Source organism: Streptomyces laurentii, from assembly GCF_040635425.1.
In the GTDB taxonomy this organism is placed as follows: domain Bacteria; phylum Actinomycetota; class Actinomycetes; order Streptomycetales; family Streptomycetaceae; genus Streptomyces; species Streptomyces laurentii.
In genome coordinates this window covers 1-18,242 of the sequence record NZ_JBEYHT010000097.1, presented here as the reverse complement: position 1 = coordinate 18,242, position 18,242 = coordinate 1, and the positions used below count along the sequence as shown (strand labels likewise).

Annotated in this window: 15 protein-coding genes and 1 pseudogene; 7 read left to right on the top strand and 9 right to left on the bottom strand. The window is 73.4% G+C overall.

The window, feature by feature from the left end:
• The 4 genes and pseudogenes from ABZ693_RS34615 to ABZ693_RS34600 form a co-directional block, all read right to left on the bottom strand.
• Nucleotides 1-93: pseudogene (locus ABZ693_RS34615) on the bottom strand (diiron oxygenase); the annotation flags it as partial.
• A gap of 1 nt (nt 94) precedes the next feature.
• On the bottom strand, nt 95-868 hold the full coding sequence (locus ABZ693_RS34610; protein WP_359885457.1) for a sugar phosphate isomerase/epimerase family protein: 774 nt from the start codon (nt 866-868) through the stop codon (nt 95-97).
• Between the two features lie 26 nt (nt 869-894).
• Nucleotides 895-2,067, bottom strand: coding sequence for a dihydrodipicolinate synthase family protein (locus ABZ693_RS34605; protein ID WP_359885456.1), 1,173 nt, complete (start codon nt 2,065-2,067; stop codon nt 895-897).
• On the bottom strand, nt 2,064-3,221 hold the full coding sequence (locus ABZ693_RS34600; RefSeq protein ID WP_359885455.1) for a Gfo/Idh/MocA family protein: 1,158 nt from the start codon (nt 3,219-3,221) through the stop codon (nt 2,064-2,066). Before ABZ693_RS34600 ends, ABZ693_RS34605 begins: the two co-directional genes overlap by 4 nt.
• 121 nt (nt 3,222-3,342) lie before the next feature.
• On the opposite strand from ABZ693_RS34600, the gene ABZ693_RS34595 reads away from it, so the two are divergent.
• Nucleotides 3,343-4,440, top strand: coding sequence for a LacI family DNA-binding transcriptional regulator (locus ABZ693_RS34595; RefSeq protein ID WP_359885454.1), 1,098 nt, complete (start codon nt 3,343-3,345; stop codon nt 4,438-4,440).
• Between the two features lie 48 nt (nt 4,441-4,488).
• Here the strand turns inward: ABZ693_RS34595 and ABZ693_RS34590 are convergent, their stop codons facing one another.
• From ABZ693_RS34590 to ABZ693_RS34570, 5 genes are all read right to left on the bottom strand, one after another.
• On the bottom strand, nt 4,489-5,340 hold the full coding sequence (locus ABZ693_RS34590; protein ID WP_359885453.1) for a methyltransferase domain-containing protein: 852 nt from the start codon (nt 5,338-5,340) through the stop codon (nt 4,489-4,491).
• A gap of 345 nt (nt 5,341-5,685) precedes the next feature.
• Nucleotides 5,686-6,159 carry an SAM-dependent methyltransferase gene (locus ABZ693_RS34585; protein WP_359885452.1) on the bottom strand — a complete coding sequence of 158 codons (474 nt, stop codon included), beginning with the start codon at nt 6,157-6,159 and terminating at the stop codon, nt 5,686-5,688.
• A 46-nt stretch (nt 6,160-6,205) separates the two neighbouring features.
• Nucleotides 6,206-6,772 (bottom strand): AAA family ATPase, encoded by a 567-nt coding sequence (locus ABZ693_RS34580; RefSeq protein ID WP_359885451.1) that lies wholly within the window; start codon nt 6,770-6,772, stop codon nt 6,206-6,208.
• 25 nt (nt 6,773-6,797) lie between these two features.
• Entirely contained in the window at nt 6,798-7,640 is an 843-nt protein-coding gene (locus ABZ693_RS34575; protein WP_359885450.1) for an LppU/SCO3897 family protein, read from the bottom strand.
• The gene (locus tag ABZ693_RS34570; RefSeq protein ID WP_359885449.1) at nt 7,637-8,596 is read right to left on the bottom strand and encodes an EamA family transporter; all 960 of its coding nucleotides are present in this window, start codon (nt 8,594-8,596) and stop codon (nt 7,637-7,639) included. Before ABZ693_RS34570 ends, ABZ693_RS34575 begins: the two co-directional genes overlap by 4 nt.
• 102 nt (nt 8,597-8,698) lie before the next feature.
• On the opposite strand from ABZ693_RS34570, the gene ABZ693_RS34565 reads away from it, so the two are divergent.
• From ABZ693_RS34565 to ABZ693_RS34540, 6 genes are all read left to right on the top strand, one after another.
• Nucleotides 8,699-9,631, top strand: coding sequence for a LysR family transcriptional regulator (locus ABZ693_RS34565; RefSeq protein ID WP_359885448.1), 933 nt, complete (start codon nt 8,699-8,701; stop codon nt 9,629-9,631).
• Nucleotides 9,632-9,860: 229 nt separating this feature from the next.
• A complete protein-coding gene (locus tag ABZ693_RS34560; RefSeq protein WP_435842635.1) occupies nt 9,861-11,714 on the top strand; it encodes a glycoside hydrolase family 3 protein in 1,854 nt (617 codons plus the stop codon).
• A gap of 311 nt (nt 11,715-12,025) precedes the next feature.
• Entirely contained in the window at nt 12,026-13,282 is a 1,257-nt protein-coding gene (locus ABZ693_RS34555; RefSeq protein WP_359885446.1) for an MFS transporter, read from the top strand.
• Entirely contained in the window at nt 13,279-15,123 is a 1,845-nt protein-coding gene (locus ABZ693_RS34550; protein WP_359885445.1) for a S9 family peptidase, read from the top strand. Before ABZ693_RS34555 ends, ABZ693_RS34550 begins: the two co-directional genes overlap by 4 nt.
• A gap of 209 nt (nt 15,124-15,332) precedes the next feature.
• On the top strand, nt 15,333-17,261 hold the full coding sequence (locus ABZ693_RS34545) for a RiPP maturation radical SAM C-methyltransferase (RefSeq protein ID WP_359885444.1): 1,929 nt from the start codon (nt 15,333-15,335) through the stop codon (nt 17,259-17,261).
• 99 nt (nt 17,262-17,360) lie between these two features.
• Nucleotides 17,361-18,038: a DUF5825 family protein gene (locus ABZ693_RS34540; RefSeq protein WP_359885443.1), complete on the top strand. Its 678-nt coding sequence runs from the start codon at nt 17,361-17,363 to the stop codon at nt 18,036-18,038.
• Nucleotides 18,039-18,242: the final 204 nt, after the last annotated feature.

Here is an 18,242-nt window from a genome sequence, read left to right as displayed (position 1 = left end):
CATCCAGTCGCGCTGCATCACGTCCAGGACCTCCTCGGCGACGAGGATCGAGGCGTACGCGGCTTCGCCGACCGCGACGGTCTTGAAAAGGCGGTCAGACCGCCAGGAAGGCTCCGAGCGTCTCTTCCAGAACCTCCACGCCGTCCCGCTCCCACAGCTCGTCATTGAAGAGTTCGACCTCGACCGGGCCGGTGTAGCCCGCCTCGGCGACCCGCGCGCACCACGCCGCCAGGTCGATCGCGCCGGTGCCCAGCTGGCCGCGCCCGTTGAGCACGCCGGCCGGCAGAGGGGTGGTCCAGTCGGCGAGCTGGAAGGAGTGGATCCGGCCCGCCGCGCCCGCCCGGGCGACGGCGGCGGGGGCCCGGTCGTCCCACCACAGGTGGTACGTGTCGACGACCACGCCGACCTGGTCGGCCGGGAACTCCTCGGCGATCGCCAGCGCCTGGTCCAGGGTGGACACGGCGCAGCGGTCGGAGGCGAACATCGGGTGCAGCGGCTCGATGGCGAGCCGGACACCGCGCTGGGCCGCGTACGGGGCGAGCTCCCCGATCGCGTCGGCGATCCGGGCCCGGGCGGCGGACAGGTCACGGCTGCCGGCCGGGAGTCCGCCGGAGACCAGGACGAGGGTGTCGGTGCCGAGGACCACGCACTCGTCGATGGCTTCGCGGTTGCTCTCCAGCCACGCGTCGCCGGTGAAGAATCCGCCCCGGCACAGGGTGGTGACGGCGAGCCCGGCGTCCCGGACGAGCCGGGCGGCGGCCTCGACGCCGTACTCCTGGACCGGTTCGCGCCACAGCCCGATGCCCGGGATGCCGAGCCGGATGCAGTGGGCGGCCAGGGCGGGCAGCGGGAGCTGCTTGACGGTCATCTGGTTGATGCTGAAGCGGTCGAGGTTCACTGCGGCACTCCGTACACCGTGAGCAGGGACCGCATCCGGGCCTCGGCGAGCGACGGATCGGGGAACAGGCCGAGTCCGTCGGCGAGTCGGTACGCGTGGGCGAGGTGCGGCAGCGAGCGCGCGGACTGCAGGCCGCCGACCATCGCGAAGTGGTCCTGGTGGCCGGCGAGCCAGGCGAGGAAGACGACGCCCGTCTTGTAGAAGCGGGTCGGGGATTCGAAGAGATGACGGGAGAGCGCGACGGTCGGGTCGAGGAGTGTGCGGAAGCCCTCGATGCCCTGGGTGCCTCCGGTGTCGAGGACGCGGACCGCCTGCGCCGCCAGCGGGCCGAGCGGGTCGAAGATGCCGAGCAGCGCGTGGCTGAAGCCCTGCTCGTCGCCCGCGATCAGCTCGGGGTAGTGGAAGTCGTCGCCGGTGTAGCAGCGCACCCCGGCGGGGAGCCGGCGGCGCAGTTCGACCTCGCGGCGGGCGTCCAGCAGGGAGATCTTGATGCCGTCGACCTTGTCCGGGTGGGCGGCGATGACCTCCAGGAAGGTCTCGGTGGCGGCGTCGAGGTCGGCCGAGCCCCAGTAACCGTCGAGGGCCGGGTCGAACATCGGGCCCAGCCAGTGCAGGATCACCGGCTCGGCGGCCTGCCGCAGCAGATGGCCGTAGACCTCCAGGTGGTCCTCGGGGCCGGACGCGGCGGCGGCCAGGGCGCGCGAGGCCATGAGGATGGCCTGGGCACCGGACTCCTCGACGACGGCGAGCTGTTCCTCGTACGCCCGGCGGATCGCCGCGAGGTCGGCGGGCGCGTCGGGGCCGAGCTGGTCGGTGCCGACGCCGCAGGCGATGCGGCCGCCGACGGCCTTGGCCTCGGCGCCGGAGCGGCGGATCAGCTCGGCCGCCCCCGCCCAGTCCAGGCCCATGCCGCGCTGCGCGGTGTCCATCGCCTCGGAGACGCCGAGCCCGTGCGACCACAGGTGGTGGCGGAAGGCGAGGGTGGCGTCCCAGTCGAGGGCGGCGGGCCCGTCCGGGGTGACGTCGGCGCACGGGTCGGCGACGACGTGCGCGGCGGAGAAGACGGTACGGGAGGTCAGCGGGCCGGTCCCGGCCGGCCCGCGGGGTTCGGCGCGCGGCTCGTACGCCCGGAGGCCGGCGCCGTCCCGCTGCGGAAGGAAGAGGGTCACAGGGTCACCTCGGGGACGTCGAGACGGCGGCCCTCGGCGGCGGAGCGCAGGCCGAGTTCGGCGAGCTGCACGCCGCGGGCGCCCGCGAGCAGGTCCCAGTGGTACGGCTCTCCGAGGTAGACGTGGCGCAGGAAGAGTTCCCACTGCGCCTTGAAGCCGTTGTCGAACTCGGCGTTGTCCGGCACCTCCTGCCACTGGTCGCGGAAGGATTCCCCGGCGCCGAGCGGGATGTCCGGGTTCCAGACCGGCTTGGGCGTGGCGGAGCGGTGCTGGACGCGGCAGCCGCGCAGTCCGGCGACGGCCGAGCCGTGGGTGCCGTCGACCTGGAACTCGACGAGTTCGTCGCGGTTGACGCGGACCGCCCAGGAAGAGTTGATCTGGGCGATGGCGCCGCCCTCCAGCTGGAAGATGCCGTACGCGGCGTCGTCGGCGGTCGCCTCGTACGCCTCGCCCCGCTCGTCCCAGCGGCGCGGGATGTGGGTGGCGACCTGGGCGGTGACGGAGGTGACCCGGCCGAAGAGTTCGTGGAGCACGTACTCCCAGTGCGGGAACATGTCGACGACGATGCCGCCGCCGTCCTCGGAGCGGTAGTTCCAGCTGGGGCGCTGGGCCTCCTGCCAGTCGCCCTCGAAGACCCAGTAGCCGAACTCTCCGCGCACGGAGAGGATCTCGCCGAAGAAGCCGCCGTCGATGAGCCGCTTCAGCTTGCGCAGACCCGGCAGGAAGAGCTTGTCCTGGACGACGCCGTGCCGGATCCCCTTGGCCTCGGCGAGCCGGGCGAGTTCGAGGGCGCCGGCCAGGTCGGCGGCGGTGGGCTTCTCGGTGTAGACGTGCTTGCCCGCCGCGATGGCCTTGGTGAGCGCGTCGACGCGGGCGGAGGTCACCTGCGCGTCGAAGTAGACGTCGATCGTGTCGTCGGCAAGGACGGCGTCGAGGTCGGTCGACCACTCGGTGAGCCCGTGGCGCTCGGCGAGCGCGCGCAGGGCGTGCTCGCGGCGGCCGACGAGCACCGGCTCGGGCCACAGGACCTCGCCGTTGCCGAGGTCGAGACCGCCCTGCTCGCGCAGCGCGAGGATCGAGCGGACGAGGTGCTGGCGGTAGCCCATGCGCCCGGTGACGCCGTTCATGGCGATGCGGACGGTCCTGCGAGTCACGGTGGTTCCTCTCCCCGGCTGGCGGCGCGCTCGGTCCACGACCGATAGAAAGCGCTTTCTGTCCGGCATGACGCTAGCCTGCCGACATCACCGTCGACAAGGGCCCGGAGGTTCGTACGCGATGACCGTCACCCTGGCGGAGGTGGCCGCCCGCGCGGGGGTCTCCCCCGCGACCGTCTCCCGCGTGCTCAACGGCAACTACCCGGTCGCCGCCGCCACCCGCGAGCGCGTGCTGCGCGCGGTCGACGAGCTGGACTACGTCCCCAACGGCCCGGCCAGCTCGCTCGCCGCCGCCACCTCCGACCTGGTCGGCATCCTGGTCAACGACATCGCCGACCCGTTCTTCGGGATCATGGCGGGGGCCGCGCAGAGCGCCCTGGGCGAGGACGCGGCAGGGCGGGCCGGGGGCACGGGCTCGGGGGGCGCCGGGGCCGGTTCCGGGAAACTGGCCGTGGTCTGCAACACCGGCGGCTCCCCCGAGCGCGAACTGACCTACCTCACCCTGCTCCAGCGCCAGCGCGCCGCCGCCGTGATCCTCACCGGCGGCTCCCTGGAGGACGACGCGCACCAGGCGGCGGTGACCGCCAAGCTGACGCGGCTCGCCGAGGCCGGGACCCGGGTGGTGCTGTGCGGGCGGCCCCCGCTGGGGGACGCCGCGGAGCCGGACGCCGGCGGCCCCTCGTTCGCCACGCTCGCCTTCGACAACCGGGCCGGGGCGCGCCGGCTCACCGGGCATCTGCTCGCGCTCGGACACCGGCGGATCGGTTACGTCGCGGGGCCGGCCGACCGGACGACGACCCGGCACCGCCTCGAAGGCCACCGCGCGGCCCTGCGCGCCGCCGGGATCGCCGAGGGGCCCACGGCACACGGTCCGTACGACCGCGCCTCCGGGTACCGCGCCACCCTCGAACTCCTGGCCTCCGAACCGGACTTGACGGCCATCGTCGCGGCCAACGACACCGTCGCGCTCGGCGTCTGCGCGGCGCTGCGCGAGCGGGGCCTCGACATCCCGGGCGACGTCTCGGTGGCGGGCTTCGACGACCTGCCGTTCTCGGTGGACGTGGTGCCCGCGCTGACCACCGTGCGGCTGCCGCTGTACGAGGCGGGCGCGCGGGCCGGGCGGCTCGCGCTGGGCGCGGAACCGGCCCCGCCGGGCGGCCTCGCGGCGATCCCGGCGGAGCTGGTGGTACGAGGGACGACGGCGCCGCCCCGGGGGTGAGGGGACCTCGACCACCTGGGGCGGGCAACCGCGACCGCCCGCGCGCGGTCACCGGGGCCGGTAGGACGTGACCCGTACGGAGACGGTGACCCGGCCGGGCAGGAGGGCCTCCTCGCTCAGGTCCGCAGGGTTCACATGGCGTGCGCTCGGCGTCATCCCCACCAGGTCCAGCACCTCCGGCCCGGCCAACTCCAGTGCGTACTCCACCTGTTCGGTGACCGTGGCGGCGAAGCAGGGGTCCAGCGCCCGGTGCAGCCGCTGTTCCTTGGCGGGGTCGACGGAGACCATCGCGGGGACACGGCCGCGCAGTTCGGCCAGGTGGCGTTCGGTGGGGCGGACCACGATCAGCCGGCCGGCGGGACGGAGTATCCGGCGGAACTCGGCGGGATTGCGCGGGGCGAACACGTCCAGCACCACGTCGGCGACCCCGTCGGCCAGCGGGAAGGGGCGGAAGACGTCCCAGGTCGCCGCCGCGGCCCGCTCGTGAGCCCGGGCCGCCGCGCGCAGCGCGCGTGCCGACGTGTCCAGGCCCAGACCGCGAGCGCCGGGCAGCCGGTCGAGCACGCCGGCCAGGTAGTAGCCCGTGCCGCACCCGACGTCCACGACCGTGCCCCGCTCGGGCACGGCGTCGGCCGCCGGACGGGCCACGGCCCGAAGGATCGGCGCGTAACCGCCGGTGGCCAGGAAGCGCTCCCGGGCCTGGACCATGGCGGCGTCGTCGCCGCTGGTGGCGCGGGCGCCCGTCAGGAGGCCGGCGTAGCCGTGGCGGGCGAGGTCGAAGGTGTGGCCCGCCGGACAGCGCAGCGCGCCGCGGTCGGGGCGCAGACGGCGGGTCCGGCACGCCGGGCAGCGCAGCAGATCGAGGAACAGTCCGAGGGCAGGGGGGAACGACACGGGCACGAGGCACTCCTGGCAAGGCCGAAGGGAAGAGACCGTGCCTGGACGCGCGCACAGGACATCACCGCCCCGGGAAGCGACGGGCGGTGTCAGAGAGGTGATTCGCGCGGCAGGCACACCGAGGAGGGCGATGCCGTCCGGCGTCGCCCTCGATGTCTTCCGATCAGAGGAAGCAGCAGTGCGGGGTGCTCATGAATGCCACGCCAGGAGTCTACGACGCCCGGCGAAACCCCCTCGCGCGCACCGGAGCCGACCGGCCCGGGGACCCGCTCTCCTGCGACTGCTCGCCGCTTCGGTAGCCACGCTCGGCCCCCGCCCCACCCGTGGCCGCCGCCCGAGAGACCCGCTCTAGTAGTAGCGGCTCATGATCTCGGTGGCCCACGCGGGCTGGGCGGTCTCGCCCTGGGGGCCGAACTCGGCCATGTACGGCTTGAGATCGAGGACGGGGGTGCCGTCGACCGCGTCCAGGCCCTGGACATGGACGTCGAGGCCGGTGACGCGGAGCAGGCGGCAACGGGAGACGCCGAGCCGGTTCGGGCGGTTCTTCCCGCGCTGGGCGAAGATGCCGACGAGCGGCCAGTCGGTGTTGCCGCGCGGATGGCGGGCGCCGGTCTCCACCCGGTCCTCGGGCACCCGGTCGAAGTGGTAGACGACTTCGAGATGCGAGAAGGCGTCGAGGCCGGCCAGGGCCTCGGGGCCGAAGCGCTCGGCGTCGAGCCGGATGACGGCGGTGACGCCGGCCCACGCGTCGTCGCGGACCTCGGTCCGGCCGCCGACGACATGGCCGACCGGATGCGTGACGATGCCGTCGGAGTGCCGCATGGGTTCCTTCTCCTCCAAGCCGGTGGGAACGGATCGGGCCGGGACCTCAGGCCAGGCCGGTCGCGGCCAGGACCGCCGTCACGGTCTCCTCGACCGTCTGGTCCGCGTTGTCGATCCAGACGCCCTCCCCGGACAGTTCGGCGCGCATCGCCTCGTCGAGAAAGGACCAGTCGGTGGTGAGCCGCTTACTGCGGGCGTTGTTGCGTTCCCAGGCCCGCACCGGGCCCGGGGCCAGGACGACCAGGTGGAACGGGGCCGCCGCCGGGGCGTGTTCCCGGTAGAAGTCGAGGTGCGAGCGGCGGACCACCACGTCGTCGACGACCGGGACGAAGCCGGCACCGACGTAACTGCCCGCCAGCAGGCAGGCGTTGCGGGCCCGCAGCAGGATCTGCCGGTCGGCCTCCGGGTCGTCGCCGTCCGGGCCGGGCCACCGGCCGCCCCGGACGATCATCTCCTGGAGTGCGTCCACCTCGATGCGCGCGGAGCGGTCGAACCGCGCCGCGAGGGCCGCCCCCACCGTGGTCTTGCCGCTGCCCGGGATACCGGTCAGGAGCACCACGCCGGGCGCGGGCTCGGGGGTGTCGACGGCGATGCCGGCGAAGGAGAAGGTCATGCGGGGCCTTTCAGCGCCGTACGGATCAGAGGGGCTGCACGCAGTATCCGGGTTTCCCGGCGCCGGGGCTCAGATATTCCGCCCGGAGGAGGTAGTCGGACGGGCCGCAGGACGGCTCGGCGGCGACCCGGTACTCGGCGCGCGGCGAGGCGCAGTCCACCTTCAGCAGGTCCTGGTCGGGCCACTGGGCCTCGTTGCGGACGCAGTCGCCTTCCGACAGCCCGTGCGCCGCGACGGTGCCGGCGCCGCCGCCCGCTCCGTAACTCCCGTCGTCCGGCTTGTCGTTGTCCGTGAACATGCCGATCAGGATGAGCGTCGCGAGCCCGGCCACGACCAGGGCCATGGGCGCGAGGATCACCATGGCGGGCCAGCGGTGCAGGACGCGCCGGCCGGGGTCGAGGGGCGGGCGCTGGGCGCCGTACGGCTCGGGCAGCCGCTTCAGGGCGACGCGGGGGGCCAGGACGTTGGTGAGCACGATGAAGGGCGTGATGAAGAGCGAGAACGGGCCCCACCAGCCGGCCACCAGCGTCGCGGAGGTCATCTGCCGGTAGACGGCGAGGCCGCACGTCCGGCAGAGGATGGCCCGCCGGGTGAGCGTGCGCATCACGATGAGCATGCCCTGGTGCCCGCGGACGGTCACCCGGGTCGCGGGCTGCGCGCCGCACGCCTCGCACCACAGGGGCGGGGCGCCGTGCGGGGCACCCGCGTGCGGCGGGAAGGGCTGCTGCCCGTACGGCTGACCCTGCGGCGGCTGGGGCTGGGGCTGCGGCTGCGGCTGCATCTGCGGGGGCCCGAACGCCTGTGGTGGGTAAGGCTGTTGGGGCGGATAGGGCTGCTGCGGTGGGTACGGCTGGGGCGGCTGGGTCATGCGGTGGGTTCCCCGTTCGACGTCGGAACCAGCACCCTAGCTTCCCGCTCCTCCTGGACGTCCCGGACCTCCCCTCGCCGCTCGACCGCCGTGCGCCGCACGGAGGTCAGGGCCACGCCGCCGACGAGCAGGGCCGCCGCGCACCAGCGCAGCGGGCTGATCGACTCGCCCAGGAACAGCGCGGCCGAGGACATGCCGAAGACCGGGACGAGGAGCGAGAACGGCGCCACGGACGAGGCCGGGTGGCGGCGCAGCAGCCAGCCCCAGGCGCCGAAGCCGAAGACGGTGGTGATCCAGGCGACATAGACGATGACGCCGGCTCCGGTCCAGTCGAGCGCCCGCAGCGCGTCGAGGTCCCGCTCCGGTCCTTCGAGCAGCAGCGAGAGGCCGAGCAGCGGCAGGACGGGCACGGTGCTGACCCACACCATGAAGTTGAGCGAGTCCGGCGGGGCGGCCTTGCGGGTGAGGACGTTGGAGACGCCCCAGCACACGGCGGCGGCGATGACGAGGACGAAGCCGGTGAGGGCGCCCGACGCGCCGCCGGTGGCGGAGGCCTCGTCGACGGCGGCGACGGTGATGCCGGCCAGGGCGACGCCCATGCCGATCAGCTTGATCCGGCCGGGGCGCTCGCCGAGGGCGACGAAGGCGAACAGGGCGGTGAAGACCGCCTGGACCTGGAGGACCAGGGAGGACAGGCCTGCCGGGGCGCCCAGGTCCATGCCGGTGAAGAGCAGCCCGAACTTGGCGACGCCGAGGGCGAGTCCGACGCCCACGATCCACTTCCAGGCGACCTTGGGGCGGCCGACGAAGAAGACGGCGGGCAGGGCCGCGACGAGGAAGCGGAGGGCGGAGAAGAGCAGCGGCGGGAAGTGGGCGAGGCCGACCTCGATGACGACGAAATTGACTCCCCAGACGGCGGTGACCAGGGCGGCGAGAGCGATATGGGCGGGGCGCATACGGAGAGGATCACCCGGCGTGACCGTGTAGCACCAGCACGGATTCCTTCATGGTTGGATGAAGCATCGCTACATCGTGACCGAGAGGAAGAGGGGCGTACGGTGCTGGATCTGGGACGACTTCGAGCGCTGCACGCCGTGGCCGTGCACGGGACGGTCGGCGCCGCCGCCACCGCGCTCGGCTACACCCCGTCGGCGGTCTCGCAGCAGATCGCCAAGCTGGAACGGGAGACCCGCACGACCCTCCTGGAACGCGAGGGCCGGGGCGTCCGGCTGACCGACGAGGCGCGTCAACTCGCCGACACCGCCGAGCGGTTGCTCGCGCTGGTCGAGGAGGCGGAGGTACGCCTGGAGGAGCGGCGCGGGCTGCCGGCCGGGCGGCTGCGGATCGGCTGCTTCGCGAGTGGCGCGCGCGGCCTGATGCCCCGGGTGCTCGCGGAACTGGCCGCCCGGCACCCGGCGTTGGACGCCCGCCTGTCGGAGGTGGACCCGCATCTGTCGGTGGACCTGGTGGCGCGGGGCGTGCTGGATCTGGCCGTGGCGCACGACTGGGACATCGCGCCGCTGCCGGTGCCGCCGGAGGTGGAGCAGGCGGTGATCGGGCCGGACCGGTGCGACATCCTCGTCCCGCGCGGCCACCGGCTCGCGGGGCGGGACGCCGTACGCCGGGAGGAGCTGGCGGAGGAGCGGTGGATCACCCAGCCGCCGGGCACGGTGTGCCACGACTGGCTGATCCGGACGCTGCGGGCGACCGGATACGAGCCGCTCGTCGCCCACCAGGCCGAGGAGAACCACACCCAGGTCGCCCTGGTCGCGGCCGGACTCGGGATCGCGCTCGTGCCGCGGCTCGGGCGCGGGGCGCTGCCGCCGGAGGTGATACCGCTGCGGCTCGACCCGGTCCCCACGCGGTGGCTGCGGGCGCTGTGGCGGACGGGCGCGGCCCGCCGGCCGGCGATCACGGAGACGGTGCGCACGCTCCGGGAGCTGTGGCCGGAGGTCGCGGAGGCCCACTCCTCCGACCTGCCGCCCGAGTGAGGCACGTCGAAGAATCGCCTCCGCGCGCCCGCGGCGCACGGGCCACGCCGCGCCTCCTCCGTACCGCTGCCGCCGGACTCTGCCGCGGCTCTGCCATGACTCTGCCGCGCGGCTCTCCGGCCGCTCACCGCCGGAAGGATCATTCTTCTTCGGATCCGGATCATTCTTGTGCGGATCCTTGACCTGGCAGTTACTTTCCGGCTATCCGTGCACCTTGGAAGTTTCTTTCATGGAAGGAGCACGAGTGCAGCACCGCGCCCCATCCCCCTCCAGACGCACCCTCCTCACGGCGTCCGCCGCCGCGGCGGCCGCGGCCGTCACGGGTGTGACCGCCCCGGCCGCCTTCGCCGACACCCCCACCGCCGCCGCCCCCACCGACCGCTTGCTGAGGACCCTCATCTCCCGCATGTCGCTGGAGGAGAAGGTCGGCCAGCTGTTCGTCATGCGGGTCTACGGCCATTCGGCCACCACGCCCGACCAGGCCGACATCGACGCCAACGTCAAGGAGATCGGCGTCCGCACCGCCGCCGAACTCGTCGAGCGCTACCACGTCGGCGGCATCATCTACTTCGTGTGGGCGCACAACACCCGCGACCCACACCAGATCGCCGACCTGTCCAACGGCATCCAGCGGGCCGGCCTCGCCAAGGCCACTCCCCTGCCGGTGCTGATCGCCACCGACCAGGAGCACGGCATCGTCTGCCGCGTCGGCAAGCCCGCCACCCTCATGCCCGGCGCGATGGCGCTCGGCGCGGGCGGCTCGCACGCCGACGCCCGCAAGGCGGCGCAGATCGCGGGCGCCGAACTGGCCGCGCTCGGCATCCGGCAGAACTACGCCCCGGACGCCGACGTCAACGTCAACCCGGCCAACCCGGTCATCGGCGTCCGCTCCTTCGGGTCCGAGCCCGACGCCGTGTCCGCGATGGTGTCCGCCCAGGTCAAGGGCTATCAGCAGGGCGGCGTCGCGGCGACCGCGAAGCACTTCCCGGGCCACGGGGACACCGCCACCGACAGCCACTACGGCCTGCCGACCATCACCCACACCCGGGAGCAGTGGGGCGCGCTGGACGCGCCGCCGTTCCGGGCCGCGATCGCCGCCGGCATCGACTCGATCATGACGGCGCACATCGTCGTGCCCGCCCTCGACCCGAGCGAGGATCCGGCGACCCTCTCCCGCCCGATCCTCACCGGAATCCTCCGCGAGCAGCTCGGCTACGACGGTGTGGTCGTCACCGACGCGCTCGGCATGGAGGGCGTACGGACGAAGTACGGCGACGCGCGGGTGGCGGTGCTCGCGATCCAGGCGGGCGTGGACCAACTGCTCAATCCTCCGGACCTGTCCGTCTCCTGGAACGCGGTGCTCTCCGCCGTGAAGAACGGCGAGCTGACCGAGGCCCGCCTTGACGAATCGATCCTGCGGATCCTGCGCCTCAAGGCCAAGCTGGGCCTGTTCAAGGACCCGTACGTCAGCCACGCGGGCGTCGACCGGACCGTGGGCACGGCCGCGCATCTCGCGCACGCCGACCGGATCGCCGAGCGGACCACGACCCTGCTCGTCAACGAGGGCGGCTTCCTGCCGGTCAGCCGGCGCAGCCACCCCAAGGTGCTCGTCGTCGGCGCCGACCCGGCCTCGCCGTCCGGCACCACCGGACCGCCGACCGCCACCCTGGCCGGCGCGCTCGGCGAACTCGGCTTCTCCGCCAGGGCGTTGTCCACCGGTACGGCTCCGACGGCGGCGCAGATCGACGCGGCGGTGGCCGCCGCGGCCGGGCAGGACCTGGTCGTCGTCGGCACGTACAACCTGACGGCCACCAGCTCCCAACGCACCCTGCTGGACCGGCTGGTGGCGACCGGGGTGCCGGTCGTGACGATCGCCATCCGCAACCCGTACGACGTGGCACACACCCGCGGGCAGCGCGCGACGCTCGCCTCCTACTCCTGGACGGACGTCGAACTCCAGGCGGCCGTACGGGTGCTGGCGGGCCGGGCCGACCCGCGCGGCCGGCTCCCCGTGCCCGTCCAGAGCGCGGCCGACCCGGCGAAGGTGCTCTACCCGGTGGGCTACGGCCTGTCGTACACCTAGGACGCCCGGCGCCCCGCTCAACCGGCGGATCGGGCATCCGGCGGCCGACGCGGACCGGTGCTCCTCGGCGTGACCGTGCTGGTCGCATCCGGCATCGAAGGGCTGCGACCAGCACGTTCACCACCGGCCCCGGGTGCTCCGAACACCCCGGGGCGGCTCGCTCCTTGATCAAAAAGCATATGCGAACCGGATATTGTGGCCGGTGTACCTTTTCGCTACGATCACAATCCTCATCGGCCGTAAGTCTGCCTGTTTCAGGGGGGCATTGTGGGTGCGTCAGCGTCAGCAATACCCTCTCGACTGGGTATTTGATGGGCGAGACCGAGGAGGGATGCAGACCCTCCGGCCCTGAATTATCGAAATCCTCTTCCTTTTCCCCGTTCCGAAGACGGGATTTCTCGCTCTTCTGGGCCGCGGGAGCCATCGACGGTCTCGGCACCTGCGCCTCCTCCCTCTTTCTCCCGTTGATTCTGCTGGGCGCCGGATATTCCTCCGGACTCGCCGGGCTCGTCGCCTCGGCGGCCCTCGTCAGCGGACTGGTGGTCTCGCCGGTCGCGGGCGTCTACGCCGACCGCCGGCCCCGCAAGCCCCTGATGTACGCGGCGGCCCTGGTCGCGGCCGGTGCCATGGGGTCGGTGTTCGCGGCCGTGGCCCTCGGCCATGTCGTCCTCGCCCACGTCCTCGTCGCGGCCGTGATCGAGCAGGCCGCCAGCGCCACCTACGGGGCGGCGGCCTCCGGGACCATCCGGCGGCTGGTGCCGCCCGGTGAGTACCCCCGGGCGATCGGCCACCTCCAGGCCCGCGACCAGGCCGTACAGATCGTCGGACCGTCCCTGGGCGGCACGCTGTACCAGCTCGCGCGCTGGGTGCCGCTCCTCGCGGACGCCGTGTCGTTCCTGCTGGTGGCGGCCCTCAGCAAGGCGATCCGCGCGGATCTGACCCCTGAACGGGACGGCCCGCCCGCGTCGTTCACCCGCGACCTCGCCGAAGGGCTGCGCTTCGTGTGGACCGAACCGTTCCTGCGCTTCGTGGTGGTGTGGACCGCCGGCGTCAACGCCCTGCTCGGCGCCCTGTACTTCCACGCCGTGTTCGCCTCCCACGACCAGGGCGCCAGCCCCTCCTCGATCGGGCTCATCCTCACCCTGGCGGGTGTCGGAGGACTGCTGGGCGCGCTCGCCGCCCCCTGGCTGGTGCGGCGGGTGCCGGCCGCGCGGATCGTGACGGGTGCCTCCTGGGCCATGGTGCCGACGGCGGCCGGGCTCGCGTTCGCCACCCGTACCTGGGCCTACGGGCTGCTGCTGAGCGGGGTGTCGCTGATCGTGCCGTCCGTGGTGGTCGTGCTGCAGACCCGGGCGGTGCTGGTCACCCCCGACCGGCTGCTGGCCCGGATGGGGACGGTGCTGGGCACCGCCGGACAGGCCGTCGCGGTGCTCGCCCCCGTCGCCGCGGGGGTCCTGGTGGCCTCCTACGGCGGCCGCGCGGTGGCCCTCGGCTGCGCGGGCGCGTTCGCCGGCCTCGCGCTGTACGCCACCGTCCGCGCCGGGCTCGTCGTCCGGGAGGCGCCGTGACACCGACCCGGCCCGAGACGACCCCGTCCAAAACGGCCCAGTCCAAGACGACACCGCCCAAGACCGCTCCGCGCAACTACGGCGTCTACCGCCCGGTGCTGCCCGTGACCAGCCCCCGCGACCCGGACCGGATGGTCTACACGGGGGACGCCGAGGGCCGGTGCGAGATCTTCGCCTGGGACCGCTCCAGCGGCACCGGCCGGCAGCTGACCGACCGCCCGCACGGCACCCTGCTGTGCGCCATCGACGCCGACGAGGCCGTGTGGTGGTTCGACGAGGACCTCGACGGCCGGGGTGCCTGGCGCACCCAGGACTTCGACGGCGGCCCGGACCGCCCGGCGCTGACCGGGGTGCCGTACGGGCGGCCCGCCGGACTGGCCCTGAGCGCCGGGGGAACGGTGGCCGTCGGCATCCGCGACGCCGGGGGACTCCACATCCACCTGGGGCGGCGCGGCGGCGCCGCCACCCCCGTCCTGCACCGCACCGGCCCCGGCACGCTGGGCGACCTGGCGCCGGACGGCGACCTCCTCGTGGTCTCCGGGCCCGCGCACTCCGCCCACGCGGTGACGCTGCTGGCCCCGGACGGGAGCACCATCGCGGTGCTCTCCGGCGTACGGGAGCGCACCTGGGCGCTCGGGTTCGCGCCGTCGCCCGGCCGCGTCCTGCTCCTCGTCATGCGCGAGCGGGCCGGCCGCTACCACCTCGGCACCTGGGCGCCCGGGCGCGGACTGGAGCTGCTGCCCTGGTGCTCGTTCGACACCGAGACCACGGCCCGCTGGTACCCCGGGCCCGAGGGCACGCGGGTCCTGCTCCGGCAGGACCGGCACGGCCGCAGCCGGCTGTTCACCGCCGACCTGGACCGCGGCGAACTGACCCCGGTGCCCACCCCCGAGGGCAGTGTCCTGGACGCGTCCCCCGCCGCCGACGGCGACGTGCATCTCATCTGGACCGACGCGGTGCACGTCCCCCGCGCGCTCTCCCTGTCGGGCACGCCGCTGCCCGGGCAGAGCCCGTGGCGGCCGCCCCGCTTCGGCCGGCGCGAGGACCTGTGGACGCCCGGCCCCGACGGCCCGGTGCACACCTTCGTCACCACGCCCGCCGACCGTCCGGCGCCGCACCCGCTGGTCTTCCTCGTCCACGGCGGCCCGGCCGACCACGACCGCGACGCCTACGACCCGATGGTGCAGGCCCTCGTCGGCTCGGGTCACGCGGTGGCCCGGGTCAACTACCGGGGCTCGACCGGCTACGGGCCGCGCTGGCGCTCCGCCTACTCCGAGGGCGTCGGCCACACCCAGGTCGCCGACCTGGTACGGGTCCGGGCCGAGCTGCTGGACCGGGGCGTCGGCCGCGAGGGCGCCGTCGGCCTGTGCGGCACCTCGTGGGGCGGCTACCTCACCCTGCTCGCCCTGGGAACCCACCCGGAGCTGTGGGACGTCGGGGTGGCCGTCAAACCGCTCGCCGACTGCGTCACCGCCTTCCGGCACTCCACGCCCGCCCTCCAGGCGCTGGACACCGCGCTGTTCGGCGGCACCCCGGACCAGGTGCCCGAGGCGTACGCCCATGCCTCCCCGTCCTCCTACGCGGCCGCCATCCGCTCCCCGCTGCTGGTCGTCGCCGCGCGGCGGGACGCCAAGTGCCCGCCGGAGCAGATCGAGGCGTACCTCGACGTGCTGCGCGCGGGCGGCGTGGCCCACGAGCTGATGTGGCTGGACTCGGGCCACGACGGCTACGACGGGGCCGAACACCTCGCCGTGATCCGGCGGGCCCTCAGTTTTCTCGGCCGCGGGCTGCCTCCGGCACCCGTGCGGGCCGAGCCGTCCCCACAACGGGAGAGGAGGTGAACATCATGCAGAAGGACATCATCCACGGCGACCCGCTCGAGGGCGACGAGGAGAGCCGCAAGCCGGGCGTCGGCGTCGTCGTCTACTTCCGCTCCATGGAGGAGATGGAGGACGAGGGCGAGTAGCACCGAGGGGCCGGCCGCGCACCTGTGCGCGGCCGGCCTCCACCCCCCATCCGACCCGACCGGTCACATGAGAAGAGGCGAGCCATGCGCGTACTCCTGGTGAACATGCCCTGGGCCCCGATCGACCTGCCGTCGCTGGCTCTCGGAATTCTCAAGCGCAGTGTCGACGAGCGTGTGCCGAACGGCACGGCGGACATCCTCCACGCGAATATCGAGTACGTGGACTGGATCACCGAGAACACGGAATTCAGCCTGGAGGACTACTCCTACTACGCGCTCGGATCCTATTTCCTGGGCTGTGGCGACTGGGTGTTCTCCTCCGCCCTTTACGACGACCCCGAGTGGCGGGTCCCCGAATTCACCGCGGCGATGAGCAACCGAATGAACGCCGACCGCATGGAAATGACGCGGGCGCTGCACACGACCGCCGCCGATTTCGTCCGGCACATCGCCGAGCGGATCGTCGAACTCGCCCCGGACGTCGTCGGTTTCACCTCCACGTTCCAGCAGAACACCGCCGCCCTGGCGGCGGCCAAGCACGTCAAGCGGCTCGCCCCGCACATCGTGACGGCCATGGGCGGCGCCAACTGCGACGGGAAGCAGGGCGAGGCCGTCCACCGCAACTTCCCCTTCGTCGACCACGTCCTGCGCGGCGAGGGCGAGGTGTCCTTCCCCGCCCTGCTGAGGGCGCTGGACGGCGACGAGCCGCTCTCGGAGGTCCCCGGACTGTGCTGGCGCGCCGCCGACGGCACCTCCGTGGTCAACGCCATGAGCACCAAGCCGCTGCCGCCCGCCGCGATCCTGCCGCCGGACTACACCGGGTACTTCGAGCGGCTCGCCTCCTCCCGGGCACGGCACTGGGTGGAGCCCAAGCTGGTCGTCGAGGGCGCGCGGGGCTGCTGGTGGGGCGAGAAGCACCACTGCACCTTCTGCGGACTGAACGGCTCGTTCATGGAGTTCCGCAGCAAGAGCCCCGACGTCTTCTACGACGAGATCACGGAACTCGCCCGCAGGCACCGGATCCTGGACATGTACGTCGTCGACAACATCCTGGACATGGGGTACGTGAACACGGTGCTGCCCCGCATCATCGACAGCGGCTACGACCTGCGCATGCACATCGAGATCAAGGCCAACATGCGGCAGGGGCAGCTCCAGACCCTCGCCGACGCGGGCCTGATCTTCGTCCAGCCGGGCATCGAGAGCCTGAACAGCCGGGTGCTGAAGCTGATGGACAAGGGCGTGACCGGCGGACAGAACGTCCGGATGCTCCGCGACGCCGCCACGGTCGGCCTCTCGGTGGCCTGGAACTACCTGCACGGCTTCCCCGGCGAGGACGCCGGGGACTACGCCGGCGTGGTGGACCAGCTGGCCGCCCTTGAACACCTCAACCCGCCGGTGGGCCCGTCCTCCCGGATCGCGATCGAGCGGTTCAGCCCGTACTTCAACGACCCCGGGCTGGGCTTCAGCCGGCTGCGCCCCGCCGAGCCGTACCGGCTCACCTACGACCTCCCCGAGACCGAGATGTTCGACCTGGCGTACGTCTTCGACGTGCCGCCGCGCGGAATCGGCGAGGACGTCGTCCGCCGGCTCGACGAGGCCATCGCGCACTGGCGGCGGAACTACGCCGGCAGCCGGCTCACCCACTGCGACCTGGAGGACCGGATCGTCCTGGTCAGCAGGCGGCGGGCGTTCGACTGGACGCACCTGGAGCTGACCGATCCGCTCGAACTGGCCCTGTTCCGGCTGCTCGACCAGCCGCACACGGTGAAGGCGGCCGCCCGCAAGCTGGCCGGGGATCCCACCCTGAGCGACGGGGACGGCGTCGGCGACCCCTCCGAGGACGGCCTGCGGCGGGTGCTGGCGCGGTGGCGGGAGCTCGGCGTGGTCTTCGAGGACGGCGGGCAGTTCGTGCAGATAGCGCCGCCGGCGCGCAACGAGGAGTTCCTGCGGATCGACTTCATGCGGCACACCGCGGCCCGCGAGGCCGAACTCGCCACGACGCCCGCCTGACGCGCCGCCCGCCCGACGCGCCGCCTGCCCGACGGGCCTCCTGCCTGTCTGCCTGCCCGCCCGCCCGAGGCCGACCGCCTGTTCGACGGAGAGACGACGATGACCCCTGCACTCACCGGCACCGCGCCCTTCACCGGCACCGCGCCCTTCACCGTGACCGCCTCGCGGGACTACGACCCCGAGGTGGGCACGCTGCCCGCCATGTCCCTGGGCCGCTACGAGATCGACATGACCGGCGGCGAGGCCGCCCGGCGGCTCTTCGCCGCCGGGGCCCGGCACGTCACCCTTCCCCGCCCGGTCGACGTGACGGATCCCGCCGACGCGGCCTGGACGGTCCGGGCGCTCAGCTTCGTGGGCGCCCTGACCAGCATGGCCGTCTCGGTCGACTGGCAGCTCCACACCGGCCCGGACCCCGACGCCTGGCGCCACTTCAGCCATCTCCACCCGCCGACCGCCGTCCTCGGGCCCGCCGACCCCGCCGCGACGGCGCTCGCCTGGCGCGGCACGTACTACATCTGCAAGTGCATCCACCGGCACGGCCCCGGCTTCATCCAGGTCCGCGACCGGCGCTACGGCGAGCTGCGCCGCTTCACCATCGACGAGCCCGAGTACCACGAGGCCGTCGAGACCCTCACCGACGGCGCCCCCGTCGACGCGGTCCCGGCCGCGGTCCTGGACGACCTCATGGCCGAGACCCTGGTGCTCCGCTTCGGCGACCACCTCTGGTGGGCCCCCTACCGGGTCCGCCGCTGGTCGGAGGCACCGCTGGTGATCTGACCGGGGACCGCCACCGGAATCGGCGCGGCACGGGACCCGGCGCCGGCCGCCGACGCCTGGTGCCGGCGCCGAGTGCCGTGCCACGGTCCGGAGCACCCGGCACCGTACGCGAGCCGGCCCTCCGTCCGCCGGGGACGGTCATGCGTTCGCGTTCGGCGAGACCGCGGCCCGCTCCTTCGGCGTCCACGTCGAGCGTACCCGCTG

Excerpts from the sequence above, each read along its gene's own strand:
- ABZ693_RS34580 (WP_359885451.1), bottom strand. The coding sequence starts at position 6,772 with ATGACCTTCTCCTTCGCCGGCATCGCCGTCGACACCCCCGAGCCCGCG.
- ABZ693_RS34560 (WP_435842635.1), top strand. The coding sequence starts at position 9,861 with ATGGAAGGAGCACGAGTGCAGCACCGCGCCCCATCCCCCTCCAGACGC.
- ABZ693_RS34595 (WP_359885454.1), top strand. The coding sequence starts at position 3,343 with ATGACCGTCACCCTGGCGGAGGTGGCCGCCCGCGCGGGGGTCTCCCCC.
- ABZ693_RS34575 (WP_359885450.1), bottom strand. The coding sequence starts at position 7,640 with ATGACCCAGCCGCCCCAGCCGTACCCACCGCAGCAGCCCTATCCGCCC.
- ABZ693_RS34570 (WP_359885449.1), bottom strand. The coding sequence starts at position 8,596 with ATGCGCCCCGCCCATATCGCTCTCGCCGCCCTGGTCACCGCCGTCTGG.
- ABZ693_RS34585 (WP_359885452.1), bottom strand. The coding sequence starts at position 6,159 with ATGCGGCACTCCGACGGCATCGTCACGCATCCGGTCGGCCATGTCGTC.
- ABZ693_RS34610 (WP_359885457.1), bottom strand. The coding sequence starts at position 868 with ATGACCGTCAAGCAGCTCCCGCTGCCCGCCCTGGCCGCCCACTGCATC.
- ABZ693_RS34540 (WP_359885443.1), top strand. The coding sequence starts at position 17,361 with ATGACCCCTGCACTCACCGGCACCGCGCCCTTCACCGGCACCGCGCCC.
- ABZ693_RS34555 (WP_359885446.1), top strand. The coding sequence starts at position 12,026 with ATGGGCGAGACCGAGGAGGGATGCAGACCCTCCGGCCCTGAATTATCG.
- ABZ693_RS34545 (WP_359885444.1), top strand. The coding sequence starts at position 15,333 with ATGCGCGTACTCCTGGTGAACATGCCCTGGGCCCCGATCGACCTGCCG.